Origin of the sequence: Planomonospora antibiotica (genome assembly GCF_014647955.1) — a bacterium.
Classification (GTDB): Bacteria; Actinomycetota; Actinomycetes; order Streptosporangiales; family Streptosporangiaceae; genus Planomonospora; species Planomonospora parontospora.
Genome location: NZ_BMQE01000005.1, coordinates 58,063 through 72,625 on the forward strand (window position 1 = coordinate 58,063; position 14,563 = coordinate 72,625).

11 protein-coding genes are annotated in these 14,563 nt (G+C 72.3%); 6 read left to right on the plus strand and 5 right to left on the minus strand.

The features are described 5' to 3' along the window. Positions 1-3 precede the first annotated feature (3 nt). Positions 4-1,224 (plus strand): ABC transporter ATP-binding protein, encoded by a 1,221-nt coding sequence (locus tag IEZ06_RS06325; RefSeq protein ID WP_189235703.1) that lies wholly within the window; start codon positions 4-6, stop codon positions 1,222-1,224. 71 nt (positions 1,225-1,295) lie between these two features. Here IEZ06_RS06325 and IEZ06_RS06330 read toward each other — a convergent pair whose 3' ends face one another. Then, on the minus strand, positions 1,296-2,048 hold the full coding sequence (locus IEZ06_RS06330) for an SDR family NAD(P)-dependent oxidoreductase (protein WP_189235704.1): 753 nt from the start codon (positions 2,046-2,048) through the stop codon (positions 1,296-1,298). 212 nt (positions 2,049-2,260) lie between these two features. Here IEZ06_RS06330 and IEZ06_RS06335 point away from each other — a divergent pair, with 212 nt between their 5' ends. Further along, a complete protein-coding gene (locus IEZ06_RS06335; protein ID WP_189235705.1) occupies positions 2,261-5,200 on the plus strand; it encodes a patatin-like protein in 2,940 nt (979 codons plus the stop codon). An 18-nt stretch (positions 5,201-5,218) separates the two neighbouring features. Here the strand turns inward: IEZ06_RS06335 and IEZ06_RS06340 are convergent, their stop codons facing one another. Then, positions 5,219-5,710, minus strand: coding sequence for a carboxymuconolactone decarboxylase family protein (locus IEZ06_RS06340; RefSeq protein WP_229797829.1), 492 nt, complete (start codon positions 5,708-5,710; stop codon positions 5,219-5,221). A 377-nt stretch (positions 5,711-6,087) separates the two neighbouring features. Here IEZ06_RS06340 and IEZ06_RS06345 point away from each other — a divergent pair, with 377 nt between their 5' ends. Both IEZ06_RS06345 and IEZ06_RS37115 read left to right on the plus strand, forming a co-directional pair. Further along, positions 6,088-6,771: a hypothetical protein gene (locus IEZ06_RS06345; protein ID WP_189235706.1), complete on the plus strand. Its 684-nt coding sequence runs from the start codon at positions 6,088-6,090 to the stop codon at positions 6,769-6,771. A 14-nt stretch (positions 6,772-6,785) separates the two neighbouring features. Then, a complete protein-coding gene (locus IEZ06_RS37115; protein WP_268245583.1) occupies positions 6,786-9,767 on the plus strand; it encodes an AAA family ATPase in 2,982 nt (993 codons plus the stop codon). A gap of 45 nt (positions 9,768-9,812) precedes the next feature. On the opposite strand, the gene IEZ06_RS06355 is transcribed toward IEZ06_RS37115, so the two are convergent. Continuing rightward, on the minus strand, positions 9,813-10,055 hold the full coding sequence (locus IEZ06_RS06355; RefSeq protein WP_189235707.1) for a DUF397 domain-containing protein: 243 nt from the start codon (positions 10,053-10,055) through the stop codon (positions 9,813-9,815). Positions 10,056-10,077: 22 nt separating this feature from the next. Further along, complete coding sequence (locus IEZ06_RS06360; protein WP_229797830.1) at positions 10,078-10,893, minus strand: helix-turn-helix domain-containing protein; 816 nt, start codon at positions 10,891-10,893, stop codon at positions 10,078-10,080. Positions 10,894-11,083: 190 nt separating this feature from the next. Between IEZ06_RS06360 and IEZ06_RS06365 the strand changes: the two genes are divergently transcribed. Beyond that, complete coding sequence (locus tag IEZ06_RS06365; protein WP_189235709.1) at positions 11,084-11,491, plus strand: ATP-binding protein; 408 nt, start codon at positions 11,084-11,086, stop codon at positions 11,489-11,491. A 176-nt stretch (positions 11,492-11,667) separates the two neighbouring features. Continuing rightward, a complete protein-coding gene (locus IEZ06_RS06370; RefSeq protein WP_189235710.1) occupies positions 11,668-13,494 on the plus strand; it encodes a M14 family metallopeptidase in 1,827 nt (608 codons plus the stop codon). A gap of 108 nt (positions 13,495-13,602) precedes the next feature. On the opposite strand, the gene IEZ06_RS06375 is transcribed toward IEZ06_RS06370, so the two are convergent. Beyond that, a complete protein-coding gene (locus IEZ06_RS06375) occupies positions 13,603-14,412 on the minus strand; it encodes a class I SAM-dependent methyltransferase (RefSeq protein ID WP_189235711.1) in 810 nt (269 codons plus the stop codon). Between the last annotated feature and the right edge of the window lie 151 nt (positions 14,413-14,563).

Consider the following 14,563-nt stretch of genomic DNA (forward strand, 5'->3'; position numbering starts at 1 on the left):
TCCATGGCTTCCATCGTTCTCAGCAACGTCGACAAGATCTACGCGGGCGGCGTGAAAGCCGTGAACGGCCTCAACCTTGAGATCAAGGACGGCGAGTTCATGGTGCTGGTCGGTCCGTCCGGCTGCGGCAAGTCCACCGCGCTGCGGATGATCGCCGGCCTCGAGGACATCAGCGGCGGCGAGATCATCATCGGCGACCGGGTGGTCAACCACCTGCCGCCGAAGGACCGCGACATCGCGATGGTCTTCCAGAACTACGCGCTCTACCCGCACATGACCGTCGAGGAGAACCTCGCCTTCGGTCTGAAGCTCCGCAAGATGCCGAAGGCGGAGATCTCCAAGCGGGTCAACGAGGCCGCCAAGATGCTCGGCCTGGAGCAGTACCTCAAGCGCAAGCCGGCCGCCCTCTCCGGTGGTCAGCGCCAGCGTGTGGCGATGGGCCGCGCCATCGTGCGCGAGCCGCAGGCCTTCCTCATGGACGAGCCGCTGTCCAACCTGGACGCCAAGCTCCGCGTCTCCATGCGCGCCTCCCTCAACACGATGCACGAGCGCCTGGGCGTGACCACCGTCTACGTCACCCACGACCAGGTCGAGGCCATGACCCTCGGCGACCGGGTCTGCGTCCTGCGCGACGGCCTGCTCCAGCAGGTCGACACCCCGCAGAACCTCTTCGACAAGCCGGTCAACCTGTTCGTCGCGGGCTTCATGGGCTCCCCGTCCATGAACTTCGTCAACGCCGAGCTGATCCGCACCGAGGGCGGCGCCGCCGTGGCCTTCGCCGGCTACAAGCTGCCGGTCCCGGACTCGACCTTCGCCGAGAAGGCCGGCCTCGACCAGTACATCGGCAAGAAGATCATCCTGGGCATCCGCCCCTCCGACTTCGAGGACGCCGTCGCCGCCAACGGCCACGCCGGCGGCTGGGTCCGCCTGCCGGTCCGCGCCGAGGTCACCGAGGAACTGGGCTCCGAGATCAACGTCCTGTTCCTGATCGACGCCCCGCCGGTCCAGCACCAGGACACCGTGGCCGCCGCCGACGCCGGCGACGACGAGGACGCGACCCTGCCGCTGGTCGGCGACAAGTCGCTGTGGACCGCCCGGGTGAACTCCCGCAGCCACGTCCGCCCCGGCCAGAACATCGAGCTGGTCGTGGACACCCACAACCTGCACTTCTTCGACCCGGCCTCCGGCCTGGCGATCGGCCACGCGGCGAACGCCCGCATCTGACCATCCCCGTAGGACGACTGGGCCCGTGCCGCGACCCCCTCCCGCGGCACGGGCCCTTTCGCGTCCCCCGGCTACTTCCGCCCGATGCTGCGGGAGATCCGGGAGGTCAGGTTGAGCGGCAGGAGCCTGCCGACCGCGACGATCGCCTTGTAGCGCAGGTCGGGCACGCTCACCCGCAGGCCCCGGGCCAGATCGCGCATGGCCTCGTCGACGACGTCGTCGGCCGAGAGCCACAGGAAGCCGGGGATGCCGGAGACGTTCATCTCGGCGCGCTCGTGGAACTCGGTGCGGACGAAGCCCGGGCACAGCGCCATTACCCGGACGCGGCCGCCGTCCAGCTCGGTGGCCGCGGACTCGCTGAAGTTGACCACCCACGCCTTCGACGCGCTGTAGGTGCCCCGGGTGAAGAAGGCGGCCACCGAGGCCACGTTGACCACCGCGCCCCGGTCGCGCTCCCGCATTCCCGGCAGGGCCGCCAGCGTCAGCCGGAGCACCGCCTCGCAGTGCACCTTCAGCATGCGCACCTCGTCGGCGACCGGGACGTCGAGGAACGCGCCGGGCAGGCCGAATCCGGCGTTGTTGACCAGCAGGTCGACGCCCTCGCGGAGCCGCCGCTCGACCGCGGCCAGGCCCTCCTCGCTCGCCAGGTCCGCGGGGAGGACCTCGGTCTCCACCCCGTAGCGCAGGCGCAGTTCCTCGGCGCGGGCGAGGAGGCGTTTCTCGTCGCGGGCGACCAGGACGAGGGAGAAACCGTCGGCGGCCAGGCGGCGGGCGAACGCGGCGCCGATGCCGGCGGTCGCGCCCGTGATCAGTGCGGAAGGCATGCCCGCAGTCTATTGAAAGGCCGCCCGCGGGCCCCGGGAGGACCCCGCCGTGCCGACCGGACCCCGGGGAGGCGGGCAAAGGGGAGGTGAAATCCGGGTTCCGATCCGGTCGGCTTTCCGGGCGGACCGGCCGGGTCTCAGGGGTGGCACCCCCGCCGGGCGCTGTCATGGAACCGGTCGTGAGGCAGGGCAGGACCGATCCGGGGAGCGCGATGGGAGCACGGAACACACCCTCCGCCGTCGTTCCGGACGACGACCGTGAGGACATCCGGATCGCCGTCGTGATGAACGGCGGCGTCAGCCTCGCGGTGTGGATGGGCGGGGTGACGAACGAGATCAACCGGCTGGCCCTGAGCTCGCCCGACGCCCGCGGGACCCGGAAGGCCCGCGGAGACCGTACGACCCGTGAGGAACGCGAGGCCGGCGGGGAGGTCTACCGGGGCCTGCTGGAACTGGTGGGCGCGACGGCCCGGGTGGACGTGATCACGGGCACGTCGGCCGGGGGGATCAACGGCGCCGCGCTGGCGTACGCCCAGGTGTACCGGGCCGATCTGCGGCCGCTGGGCCGGGTGTGGGCCGAGACGGGGTCGCTGGCGCGGCTGCTCCGCAGCCCCGCGTCCCCGCACCGGCCCTCCCTGCTGCGCGGTGACGGCCACCTCCTGCCGGAGCTCGCCGGGGCCTTCGACCGGCTGGTCCCCGCCCACCGGCGGCCGGACCGGTACGTTCCGCCGCGCGAACGGCCGATCGACCTCATGATCACGGGGACCCTGATGAACGGCGAGCACGTGCCGTTCCACGACGACTTCGGCAGCCCGATCACCGAGATCGACTCGGCGGGGATGTTCCGCTTCACGCGGGACGCGGGCACGCGGCCGGAGGAGGACCCGTTCCACTTCTCCCACGACGTCACCCGCCGGCTGGCGCTCGCGGCCCGGTGCACGTCCTCGTTCCCCGTCGCCTTCGAGCCGGGGTTCGCGCCGGTCGGCGACGGCGGGCCGGACGGGCTCCACCCCGACCTGGGCGCGGCCGGAGCCCGGCCCGCGGTCGCCTCCTTCGCTCCGAGCCGCTACGTCCTGGACGGCGGCGTCCTGCTGAACCGGCCCGTGGAGCCGGCGCTGGCGGCGATCTACCGGCAGCCGGCGGAGCGCCAGGTACGGCGGCTGCTGATGTACGTCAACCCCGCGCCCGCTCCGGCCGGCCCGGAGGAGCCCGCCCGCCACGACGCCCCGCCGGTGCTCGGGGACGTCCTGGAGGCCCTGTTCCGGCTGCCCTTCGAGCAGTCGGTGGCCGAGGAGCTCAGGCGGATCGAGGAGAGCAACGCGCGCGTGCGCGGGCGTCGGGCGGAGCGCCCGGCCCTGCTGGGGGTACTGGACTGCGCGCTCGCCGCCAGGCTCATGCCCGAGTACGCGCGGGCGCAGACGCGCCGCGAGGCCGCCCGGATCCACGCCGCCGCCGTCCGCGCGGGGGACCGGGAGGCGGGCTGGCGCAGGGACGAGTTCGAGGCCGCGCTGACGGCGTGCGCCGGGGCGCACGACGTGGTCCGCCAGGTGCCCGCAGGGCTGCCCGGGGACGATCCGGCCACCGCGGACTGGGACTGGGGCTTCGAGGCGATCGAGCAGGTGGGCGAGATCGCCGTCGACGTCCTCAAACGCGCCATCTGGCTGGCGCCGCTGCCCGACCGGGAGCTCCGCCGCAGGCTCCGGGAGCGCAGGCGCGAACTCCACGACGCGATCGCGGATCTGGCGGAGGCGCGCCGGGAGGAGGAGGGGGCCTGGTCGGGGCGCGTCCGGTCGCTCCCTTCGCCGCCGCCCGATCCGCACCACCGCCGGCGGGTGCTGTACGGCTGGCTGGCCGGGGCGACGGCCCGGACGACGCCCGACGGCAGGCCCTCGGCGGCGGCGGAGGCGGCCGCCCGGCGGGGCGGGATCGCGCTGCGGATCGCCGCCGTGCTGACCGGGGCCCGCGGCGACCTCTGGCGCGCCGCGGGCCGGGCCGGTGGAGAGGGGCCGCCGCAGGCCGCGGATCCGGCCGGAGGGGAGGACCCGCCGCAGGCCGCGGGCCGGGCCCGCCGGCAGGGAACGCCACAGGCCACGGTCCCGGCCGCCGCCTGCGAGGCCGGGCGCCTGCGGGACCTGCTGGCCGAGCTGGTTCCCGGGGAGGGGACGGCGTCGCCCGCCGCGGCGCTCCGCCGGATGCTCGTCGTCGGCGTCTGCCGGCTCGCCGTCGCCGGTGAGCCGCCGGAGGTGGAGCAGGAGGTCGTCCTCCAGCAGATCAGCGCCCGGACGCCGAACTCCTTCGGCGGCTCCGAGGATCCCCGGAAACTCGCCGGGACCGAGCTCGGCCAGTTCGGCGCCTTCTACAAGAAGTCCTGGCGGGTGAACGACTGGATCTGGGGCCGCCTGGACGGGGCGACCCGGATGGTGCAGGCCGTCCTCGACCCGGCGCGCCTGCTGCAGCTCGGGCTGTCCCCGCAGGAGGCGTACCGGCGGCTGCGTGCCGTGGCGGTCGGCGGGAGGTTCGCCGGCGAGCTGGCGGCGCGCTTCGACGGCGATCGCGAGCGGATCGAGCGGGAGCTCGCCTTCCTGGGGGCCGGGAGGGAGGCGGACGACCCGGTCCCGGTGGAACCGGGCGGTTTCGCGCCGGTGGGGCCGGACGGCCCGCTCCCGGTGGGGCCGGGCGGTTCCGCGCCGTGCCCGGAGCTGCCGGCGACGGTCCTGGCGGTCGCGCGCCGGCTGCACGCGGAGATCCTCGACGAGGAACTGGACGGCCTGGCCGAGGCCGTACGGGAGGACTCCGCCGCGGGTGCCCGGCGGGGTCCCGATGCGCGGCGCTTCCTGGAGGCGTGGGAGGGGCGGCCGGAGCCGCCGCCGATGGAGTTCCTCCTCGCGGCCTTCGCACAGGCGAAGATCGGTGAGGAGCGGTTCGCCGACGAGGTGGGGACGCCGCTGTTCCTGCACACGGCGGGCCGGGCCGGGGCGGTGGGGGCCGCGGTGATCGCCTCGGCGCTGGGGTCCGCGCTCCGCCCGGCGCGCCTGGCGGAGCTGCCGTGGTCGGTGGCCGGCGCGGTCGGGCAGGAGATCGCGACCCGGGTCCGGGCCGGCCGGCGGGAGGCCGGAGGGCTGCTGCGGCGGCTCCTCGAGCACGGGCAGTGAGCCCCGGCGCCCCGCCGGTCAGTCCTTCATGAACCGGCTGAGGAGCTCCTCGACCTGCCCGTTGAGCCGGGCCCCCCGGGGCCAGCCGGCGTAGTGGGTCAGGAAGATGACGATCTCGCGGAGCTCGTCCGGGGTCAGCTCCCCGGTGCGCAGCGCCGCGTCGAGCTGGAGCTCGACGTCGCCGTCCATCCCCTGCCCGACGAGCAGACCGAGCAGGAGCAGCCGCCGGTCGCGGAGGCTCAGCCCGTCGCGGGACCAGACCTCGGCGAACAGGTGCTCGACGGTCATGCCGAAGAAGTCGCCGGGGACGCCCGAGGGGTCGTCCTCACCGTGAACCTGCTTCATGATCTCCAATCCACGAGCCCGGCGGTCGGGAGCGGTGTCGTCGAGGTACTCGTCCATGGGTGCTCCGGTCGGCCGGTCGGGGACGGGCGCGACGGGCGGCGTCGCGATCCCTCCATCCTTGGCCGGTTCCGCGGTGAGCGGTAGCTCCTTCCCGCCAATAGTCACGACATATATGAACATCCCGCTGAGAAATCACCGAGGATGCGGAAACCGCCGCTCTCCGGGAGCGCGGATCCGTATCGTCCGGCACGATCCAAGATCGCACAACCGGGGCCGCGTCCGGGGCGCCGCCCCCGGGTGAAGCCCTCGCGCCTCCCCGGCGGTCCGCTGGGACCGATGCCCTGCGGGCCACCCGCGACGGCGTGCCCGTGCGCCGGGATACGCCCGTTATAACCACTCCGCCGGCCCTCCGTACCAAATAGAGCCGATCCATCGCCAAGATTTGGTCAAGATTTCCAAGATGGTCGTCAAGAGAACGGGAGGGATACTCAAAAAACGGGCACGAATCCCTTGCCGGCCCGCAAAGCGGAGGTACAGCCCTGGTGCGAAGTTCAAGGGCGCGGCTCGCCGCGACACCGGTGGCGCTCGTCGCCGCCCTGGCCGCAGGATGCGCGAGTCCCGAGTTCACCTACGTCCACGACGGCGACGGCCGGACCTACTTCAAGGTGCCGGCCGTCTGGCGGCAGATCGACCAGCAGGCCCTGGACGCGGTCCTGGAGCGGAGCGACTCCGAGTCGGCCACCGCGCAGGTCCGCAGGCAGCTCGTCTGGTCGGTCGCCTACGACGCCCACACCGAGCCCGCCGTCCAGCACCTGTACGGCCTGGGCACCTCCGACGAGCCCTTCGTCTTCGCCCGGGTCGCCAAGCTGCTGCCCGCCGAGCTGGACGAGCTCTCCCTGAACGGCATGCGCGACGTGATCCTGCCCGTCTCCGAGGAGGTGCGCGCCCGGGCGGAGCAGATCCCCGGCTACCCGCTGACCGGCTTCGAGCTCCTGGCCGACGAGGTGCTCCACCCCGGCGACGGGGTGCGCGGGGTGCACGTGCGGTTCAACTACGCCGTCCAGGGAGCGGGGGTGCAGACCTTCGACCTCACCTCCTACCTGAGCGAGGACGGACAGCGGCTCTCCACGATGCTGGTCCGCTGCTCGGCGGCGTGCTACCGCGAGCGCGCCGCGGAACTCGACAGGGTCACCCAGTCCTTCAAGGTCAAGCGAGCCATCGGGTGAGGAGCAGCCCGCCTATGGAGATGAAGCCGCCCCCGTCCCCGCACCCCGAGGGCCTGCGCCCGCCCGGCACCGGCCCGACCGACCGGCGCGCCGAGACCCGCAAGCGCATGCCGCTGTGGGACCGGACCAAGTTCGTCCTCGTCCTGACGATCGTCTACTTCGTCCTGGTCTGGAACCAGCTGGCGTCCTTCGAGGGCATCATGACCTTCCAGGACGCGATGGCCCGTACGGCGGGCGAGGCCCCGTGGATCTTCTGGCTGCTCGGCGCCGAGCTGCTGCGGCAGCTGCACTTCCTGGTCAGCGAGCGCTCCGCCGGCTACCACCGGTTCTGGACCCGAGGCGTGTTCGGCGGCTTCGAGCGCTGGAGCCACCGCCGCTTCTCCGACTGGAACCGCTTCCGGACGGCCCGCGCGATCAAGTGGCTGTTCTGGATCGCGGTGCTGGCGCTCGTCCTCGGCGAGGTGCTGGACACCTCACCGGCCATCGCGCTCTTCCAGGCCCCCGCGCTGCTCTGGCAGGCGCTGCCGTACGTCGCGCAGCTGGCCTTCGCGTTCTTCTTCATCGCCTTCCAGTTCATCGGCCTGTTCTGGCTGCTGTCGCGGGGCGGGGTGGAGACCTACTTCCCCGACGACATCACGACCCGCTTCTCCGACGTCTGGGGCCAGGACCACGTGGTCGAGCGGGTCAAGGAGAACATCGTCTTCCTGGAGCGGCCGGACGAGATTGAGGAGCGCGGCGGCTACGTGCCCAGCGGCCTGCTGCTGTGGGGGCCGCCGGGCACCGGCAAGACCCTGATGGCCGAGGCGGTGGCGGGGGAGACCGGCAAGCCGTACGTGTTCGTGGACCCCGGTGCCTTCGTCAACATGTTCATGGGCATCGGCATCCTGAAGGTGAAGTCGCTCTTCCGCAAGCTCCGCAAGCTCTCCCTGCGCTACGGCGGCGTGATCGTCTTCTTCGACGAGGCCGACTCCCTCGGCCGGCGCGGTTCCCTGGCGCAGCAGGGACCGCGGGGCGGCCCGGGATTCTCCCCGCACTCCGGCGGCTGCCACGGGTTCGGCTACCTGTCGGAGGACACCCGGTGGCTGCTCCACCGGGCGGGCTCCCGCGCCGGTACGGCGGAGCCTGAGACCGGCCGCAGCCGCTTCTTCATGGGCGGGAACATGGGCGGCGGCGGCGACCCCGGCACCCTGCAGGCGCTGCTGACCGAGCTGTCCGGCCTGAAGAAGCCGCGCGGCATCGTCAACCGGCACGTCCGGCGGCTGCTCGGCATGCGGCCCAAGCCGCCGCCGAAGTACCGGATCCTCGTCATGATGGCCACCAACATGCCCAACTCGCTGGACGAGGCGCTGCTGCGCCCGGGCCGCATCGACCGCATCTACAAGGTCGGCTACCCCTCCAAGGCGGGCCGGGTCCGCACCTACCGGGGCTACTTCGACAAGGTCCGGCACGAGCTGACCGACGAGCAGCTGGACAAGCTGGCGACCATCACGCCCTACGCCACCGGCGCCACGATCAAGGACCTGGTCAACGAGTCGCTGATCACCGCGACCCGGGACGGCCGGGAGGTCATCACCTGGTCCGACGTGACCCGGGCCAAGCGGCTCAAGCAGCTCGGCCCGCCCGAGGACGTGGAGTACATCGAGCGCGAGCGGCACGCGGTGGCCGTGCACGAGGCGTGCCACGCGGTGGCCGCCTACCGGACCCGCTACCACCTCGAGATCGACATCGCCACGATCGAGAAGGGCGCCGACTACCTCGGCATGGTCGCGAGCATCAAGCCCGAGGACCAGTTCACCCGGTGGAAGTCCGAGCACGAGGCCGACATCATGGTCTCGCTCGCCTCGCTGGCCGGGGAGCGGATGTTCTTCGCCGAGGACAACTCCTCCGGCGTCTCGGGGGACCTGTACTCGGCGACCTACCTCACCGCGCTGATGGAGGCGCACTGGGGGATGGGCCGCGGCGTCACGTCGGTGCCCGCCCTGCAGGAGCTGGAGATCATGGGCGGCAAGTCCCTGCCGAAGCCCGGCGGGGCCGGCGGCGCCCGGCCGGCGGGCGGCGGGAAGGGGATCAAGGCCCCGGACGTCCTGGGCGAGCGCATCGAGTACAACCTGGTGCGGCTGCTGGAGCGGACCGAGGAGCTGCTGCGGGAGCACCGGCGGGAGGTCCTCTGCCTGGCCCACGCGCTGGAGACGGACAAGACGCTGAACGGCGACGACGTGGTGGCGGTCCTGGAGCAGCGCCGGGGGCCGCTGGTCGACGGCTCGGTCTACGCCTCGGACGACTTCTACGCCGAGATCGAGGAGTACCACCTGGAGGCGGCCCGGGCGCACCGCGAGCACAGCCGCGTGGCACGCGAACTGCCCGTCCCGGCGGCCGTGCCCCGGCTCGAACCCGCCGCGCTGGTCCGGGGCGCGGTCGTGACGGGCAACGGCCACGGCTCCCCGGCCGTCGCCGGGACCGCTCCGGCGGGACCCGAGTTCGTGCCGTGGGCGGAGGACCGCCCGGAGCCCCCGCCGGCGCCGCCGTCACCCGGCCCGGTGCGGCCCGGTGGAGCGGAGCCGCGGCGGGACGGGAAGCCGCGGCACGGGGCGGGGGAACCGCCGGAGGAGCGCGGGGCCGGGGAGGTCCGCAAGGGTCCGAAGGAGCGGCGGGGGCTGCGGCGGTTCGCGGTGGTCGCCGCCAGCCTGGTCGCGCTGGCCGCGTTCACGCTGCTCGGCGCGGACGCCCTCAGCGGCGGAAGGCTCAGCGCGGCGGCGGGTCTGGCCGGTGAGGCGGGGCGGGGCGCCTCCATGGCGGCGTTCGCCGCGGCGGTGATCGCCTGCGTGCTGGCGGGGATCGCCTTCCTGGCGGTCCGGGCGGTCCAGGCCGCCCGGGTCAGGGCGGAGGCGGAGCGCGACCGGGCGGTGGAGCGGGCCCAGCTCCTGGCCGCCGCGCTCGATCCGGAGACCGCGATGCGCGTGCTGGGCTACGACGGCGGCGACCGCAGGCCGGGCTGAGAAAGGCCCCGGGGGAACCGGCGTGCGGTTCCCCCGGGGGATATGTCAGTCGAACTCGCCGGCCTTCACGCCTCCGACGAAGGCGTCCCACTCGCTCTGGGTGAACGCCAGCGCCGGACCGTTCGGGTCCTTGGAGTCGCGCACGAGGTAGAGCTCATCGGCATCGGCCTTGTGCGCGGCCAGGGCCGGGTCACCGGGCACGACGGCCACTTCCACGCAGTCGCCTCCGGTGCTGAGACTGCTCTTGCGCCACATGACGCGGGACGGATCCACAGTGGACACCCGCATTTCTCCTCTTCGTATCGGTTCTTCACAACTCTTTCGCCACCTGGGCGATGAAGGCCGCCGACGCCTCGGTGCCGAAGGCCATCGCTGTCAGGCTTCCGAACATCAGGGTGTACCGGCGCACCTCCTCCGGATCCTCCGGAACGAGCCCGCTCGCGGCCTGCTCCAGGTAGACCAGGTCGGGATCTTCGGGCTCGGGGAAGCTGAGCAGGCAGAACTTGCCGTCGACCGCGGCGTGCGCCCCCGCGGAGAACGGGATCACCCGGATCTCCACGTTGGGCAGCCTGCCGAGGTCGATCAGGCGCTCCAGCTGCTCGCGCATCACCTCGCGGCCGCCTACCCGGCGCCGGAGGACCGCCTCGTCGAGCACCGCGACGAGCTGGATCGGGTCACTCGAGCCGTGCAGCAACCGCTGGCGCGAGATGCGCACGGAGACCTTCTCATCCACTTCGGAGGGGGTGTGGGTGATGGAGGTCGCCTCGATGACGGCACGGGCGTACGGCTCGGTCTGCATCAGGCCGGGAACGACGAGCGGTTCGTAGCACCGCACGACGGAGGCCTCGGCCTCCAGCCCGATGTAGGAGTCGAAACCGGGTTTGAGGGCCTGGCGGTGGCGGTGCCACCACCCCCGCTGCCGGGCCTCCCTGGCCATCTGGATCAGGGAGTCGCGCTCCTGCCCGGTCACGCCGTACACGCTGGTGAGGGCCGCCACGTCCGTCGGCTTGGGACGGGTCAGGCCCGTCTCGTACCTCCAGATGGTGGTGTCGGTGGCGCCGATCCGTTCGGCCACCTCCACCCGCGACAGGCCGCTGTTCTCTCGCAGACGGTTCAGCTCGGCCATCAGACGGCGATGCCGGGCGGTGGGACTTCTCCGGGACGCCACACCCGAACCTCCGATCTGCCGGCGGAAGAAACTGTGGAATTTCAATATGAGCTGTTGCAGTCCTTGATAGAAAGGTTCACCGTGAGTGAGTGTGCCATCCCAGAGCGGCGTCCGCATGGGAATGCATCCACCGGGGAATGAGGCGATCATGACGACCGGGCAGCAGACCGTTCCACCCCGATCCACGGTCACCCTCCATGGCGTGCCGGAGTCCGTGGCCCTGGCCCGGCGCCGCGTCAGGGAGCTGCTGGGCGAGGCCCATCCGGCCTGTGACGACGTGACGCTGCTCGTCAGCGAGGTCGTCACCAACTCGGTGGTCCACTCCGGCTCGGGCGGTGGGGGACGGGTGGCGATGACGGTGGCGGTGGGCCCGGACGCCGTGCTGGTGGAGGTGAGCGACGCCGGCTCGGGGCACTCGGCGCCGCACGTGCGCAACGAGCCCGAGGCGGAGAGCGGGCGCGGCATGTTCCTGGTCGACCTGCTGGCCGCCCGCTGGGGGATCCGGGAGAGCGACCCGCACGGGCTCAGGACCCTCTGGTTCGAGGTCGCCTTCTGAGCACCGGCGCCTTCCGCGCACCGGTGGCCCGGACGCCCGGGACGCCGGGCGCCGGGACCCGGCGGCCATAACTCCCGCATGATGTGGTGTTTGGGTCTTTGCTAACCGGCCGGCTTGCCTGACCCTCGGTTCAGACGCGTGACAACCCCCCGACAACGCGTCTGAGGAGGATACGGGTGAGACGCCGTCTGACCGTCGGGATCGCCGCCCTGGCGCTGCTGTGCCTCGGCGCGACCGGGGTGGGAGCCTCCGCCGAGCCGCCGCCCAACAGCCAGTACAAGGTCGAGGGTCCGAGCGACTCCCGGCAGCGCAGCGCGGTCGCGGCCACCGGTGCCGCGATCGACCAGGTCGACCCCGCCTCTGTCGTGGTCACCGCCACGGAGGCCGAGGTCGCCGAGATCGAGAGGCTCGGCTACACCGTCACGAAGCTCGAGGCGCCCTCGCCGCCGCCGAAGTCGCTGGCCGACTTCCCGCCGGCCGACTCGGCCTACCACAACTACGCCGAGATGACCGCGGCGGTGAACCGGATCGTCGCCGACCACCCGACCATCGCCAGGAAGATCAGCTACGGCACCTCGTACGAGGGCCGCGACCTGATCGCCGTGAAGATCAGCGACAACGTGGCCACCGACGAGGCCGAGCCCGAGGTGCTGTTCACCCACCACCAGCACGCCCGGGAGCACCTGACCGTCGAGATGGCGCTCCACATCATGAACATGCTCACCGACGGCTACGGCGGCGACAGCCGCATCACGAACCTGGTGAACGGCCGCGAGATCTGGATCATGCCGGACCTCAACCCCGACGGCGGCGAGTACGACATCGCGACCGGCTCCTACCGCTCCTGGCGGAAGAACCGGCAGCCCAACTCCGGCTCGTCCTACGTCGGCACCGACCTGAACCGCAACTGGGCCTTCCAGTGGGGCTGCTGCGGCGGCTCCTCGGGCTCGGCGTCCAGCGACACCTACCGCGGACCCTCGGCCGCCTCCGCCCCCGAGGTCAGGGCGGTCGCCAACTGGGTGAACAGCCGGGTCGTCGGCGGGGTGCAGCAGATCAGGTCGCACATCGACTGGCACACCTACGGCGAGCTGATCCTGTGGCCGTACGGCTACACCTACAACGACACCGCACCCGGGCTCACCCAGGACGACCACGACGCCTTCGAGGCGCTGGGCCGGAACATGGCCTCCACCAACGGCTACACCCCCCAGCAGGCGAGCGACCTCTACATCACCGACGGCTCGATCGACGACTGGATGTGGGGCGTCCACAAGATCTTCAGCTACACCTTCGAGATGTACCCGACGAGCGCGTCCCCGGGCTTCTACCCGCCCGACGAGCAGATCGGCCCGCAGACGACCCGGAACAGGGAGGCGGTCCTGCGCTTCCTGGAGTACTCCGACTGCGTCTACCGGATCACCGGCAAGGAGGCGCAGTACTGCTCCTCCGGCCCGCCGCCGGCGACGGTCTACTCCGACGACTTCGAGACGTCGGCCGGCTGGACGGCGAACCCGTCCGGCACCGACACCGCCACCTCCGGCCAGTGGGAGCGCGGCGACCCGGCGGCCACCTCCTCCAGCGGGACCAAGCAGCTCGGCACCACGGTCAGCGGCGTCAACGACCTGGTCACCGGGCGCCTGGCGGGCTCCTCGGCCGGCGCCTACGACATCGACGGCGGCGTCACCAGCGTCCGGTCACCGGAGATCGCCCTGCCGAGCGGCGGGACGCTGAACCTGTCGCTGTCGTGGTACCTGGCGCACGGCTCCAACTCCTCCAGCGCGGACTACCTGAGGGTGAAGGTCGTCGGCCCGTCCGGGACGACCCAGGTGTTCCAGCAGCTCGGCGCGGCCACCGACCGCGATGGCGCGTGGGCGACGGCCACGGCGGACGTCTCGGCCTTCGCCGGGCAGACCGTCCGGATCCTCGTCGAGGCGGCCGACGCCTCGGGCGCCTCCCTGGTGGAGGCCGGCGTCGACAACGTGAGGATCACCCAGGGGTCCTGACCCCCGGCCCGGTGCGCGGCCGCCGTCCGGCGGCCGCGCACCCCGGCGCTGCGCCGGGCCCGGCGGAGGGTCAGGTCCGGCAGACCGCTCCCGGGGTCCGGCGGAGGGTCAGGTCCGGCAGACCAGCTCCCCGTGGAGCAGCGACAGCCAGCCGTCCGGCTCGGCGGCCCAGCTCCGCCAGCCCGCGGAGACGCGCTGCAGCTCCTCCTCGGTGGCGGCGCCCGAGGCGAGGGCCTGGCGGGCCATGTCGGACTTCAGGATCCGCTCGGCCCACATGCCGCCCCACCACTCCCGGTCCTCCGGCGTCGCGAAGCACCAGGTGGAGGAGGTGGCGGTGATGTCGGTGAAACCGGCGGCGCGGGCCCACGACAGCAGCCTGCGCCCCGCGTCCGGCTCACCCCCGTTGGCCCGGGCGACCTGCTGGTAGAGGGCCAGCCACTCGTCCAGCTCGGGCAGCTCCGGGAACCAGGTGAAGGCGGCGTAGTCGCTGTCGCGGACCGCGACGATCCCGCCCGGCCGGCAGACCCGCCGCATCTCCCGCAGCGCCTGGACCGGGTCGCCCACGTGCTGCAGCACCTGGTGGGCGTGGACGACGTCGAAGGAGTCGTCCGGGAAGTCCAGCGCGTGCACGTCGGCCACGGCGAACCCGATGCCGGCCGTACCCCGCCGCTCCGCCTCGGCGCGGGCCAGGCCGAGCGCCTCGGCGGTGACCTCGGAGGCGGTGACGACGCCTGGTGCGACCCGCTCGGCCAGGTCCGCGGTGATGGTGCCGGGGCCGCAGCCGACGTCCAGCAGCGACATCCCCGGTGACAGGTGGGGGAGCAGGTACGCCGCGGAGTTCTCCGCGGTGCGCCAGCGGTGGGAGCGCAGCACCGACTCGTGGTGCCCGTGGGTGTAGACGGCGTCCTTGGTGGCCATGACCACTCCTTCGGTCGAGTGGATCGACCGTAGCATCTATCTCACCCAGTGAGAGATTTTATCTCAATATATGAGAATCAGATAATTGATATCCCTATCTACTTGCCCTTATGGGGAAAAGGGGGCAAGACTCGAATGGGTCGTCACCGTC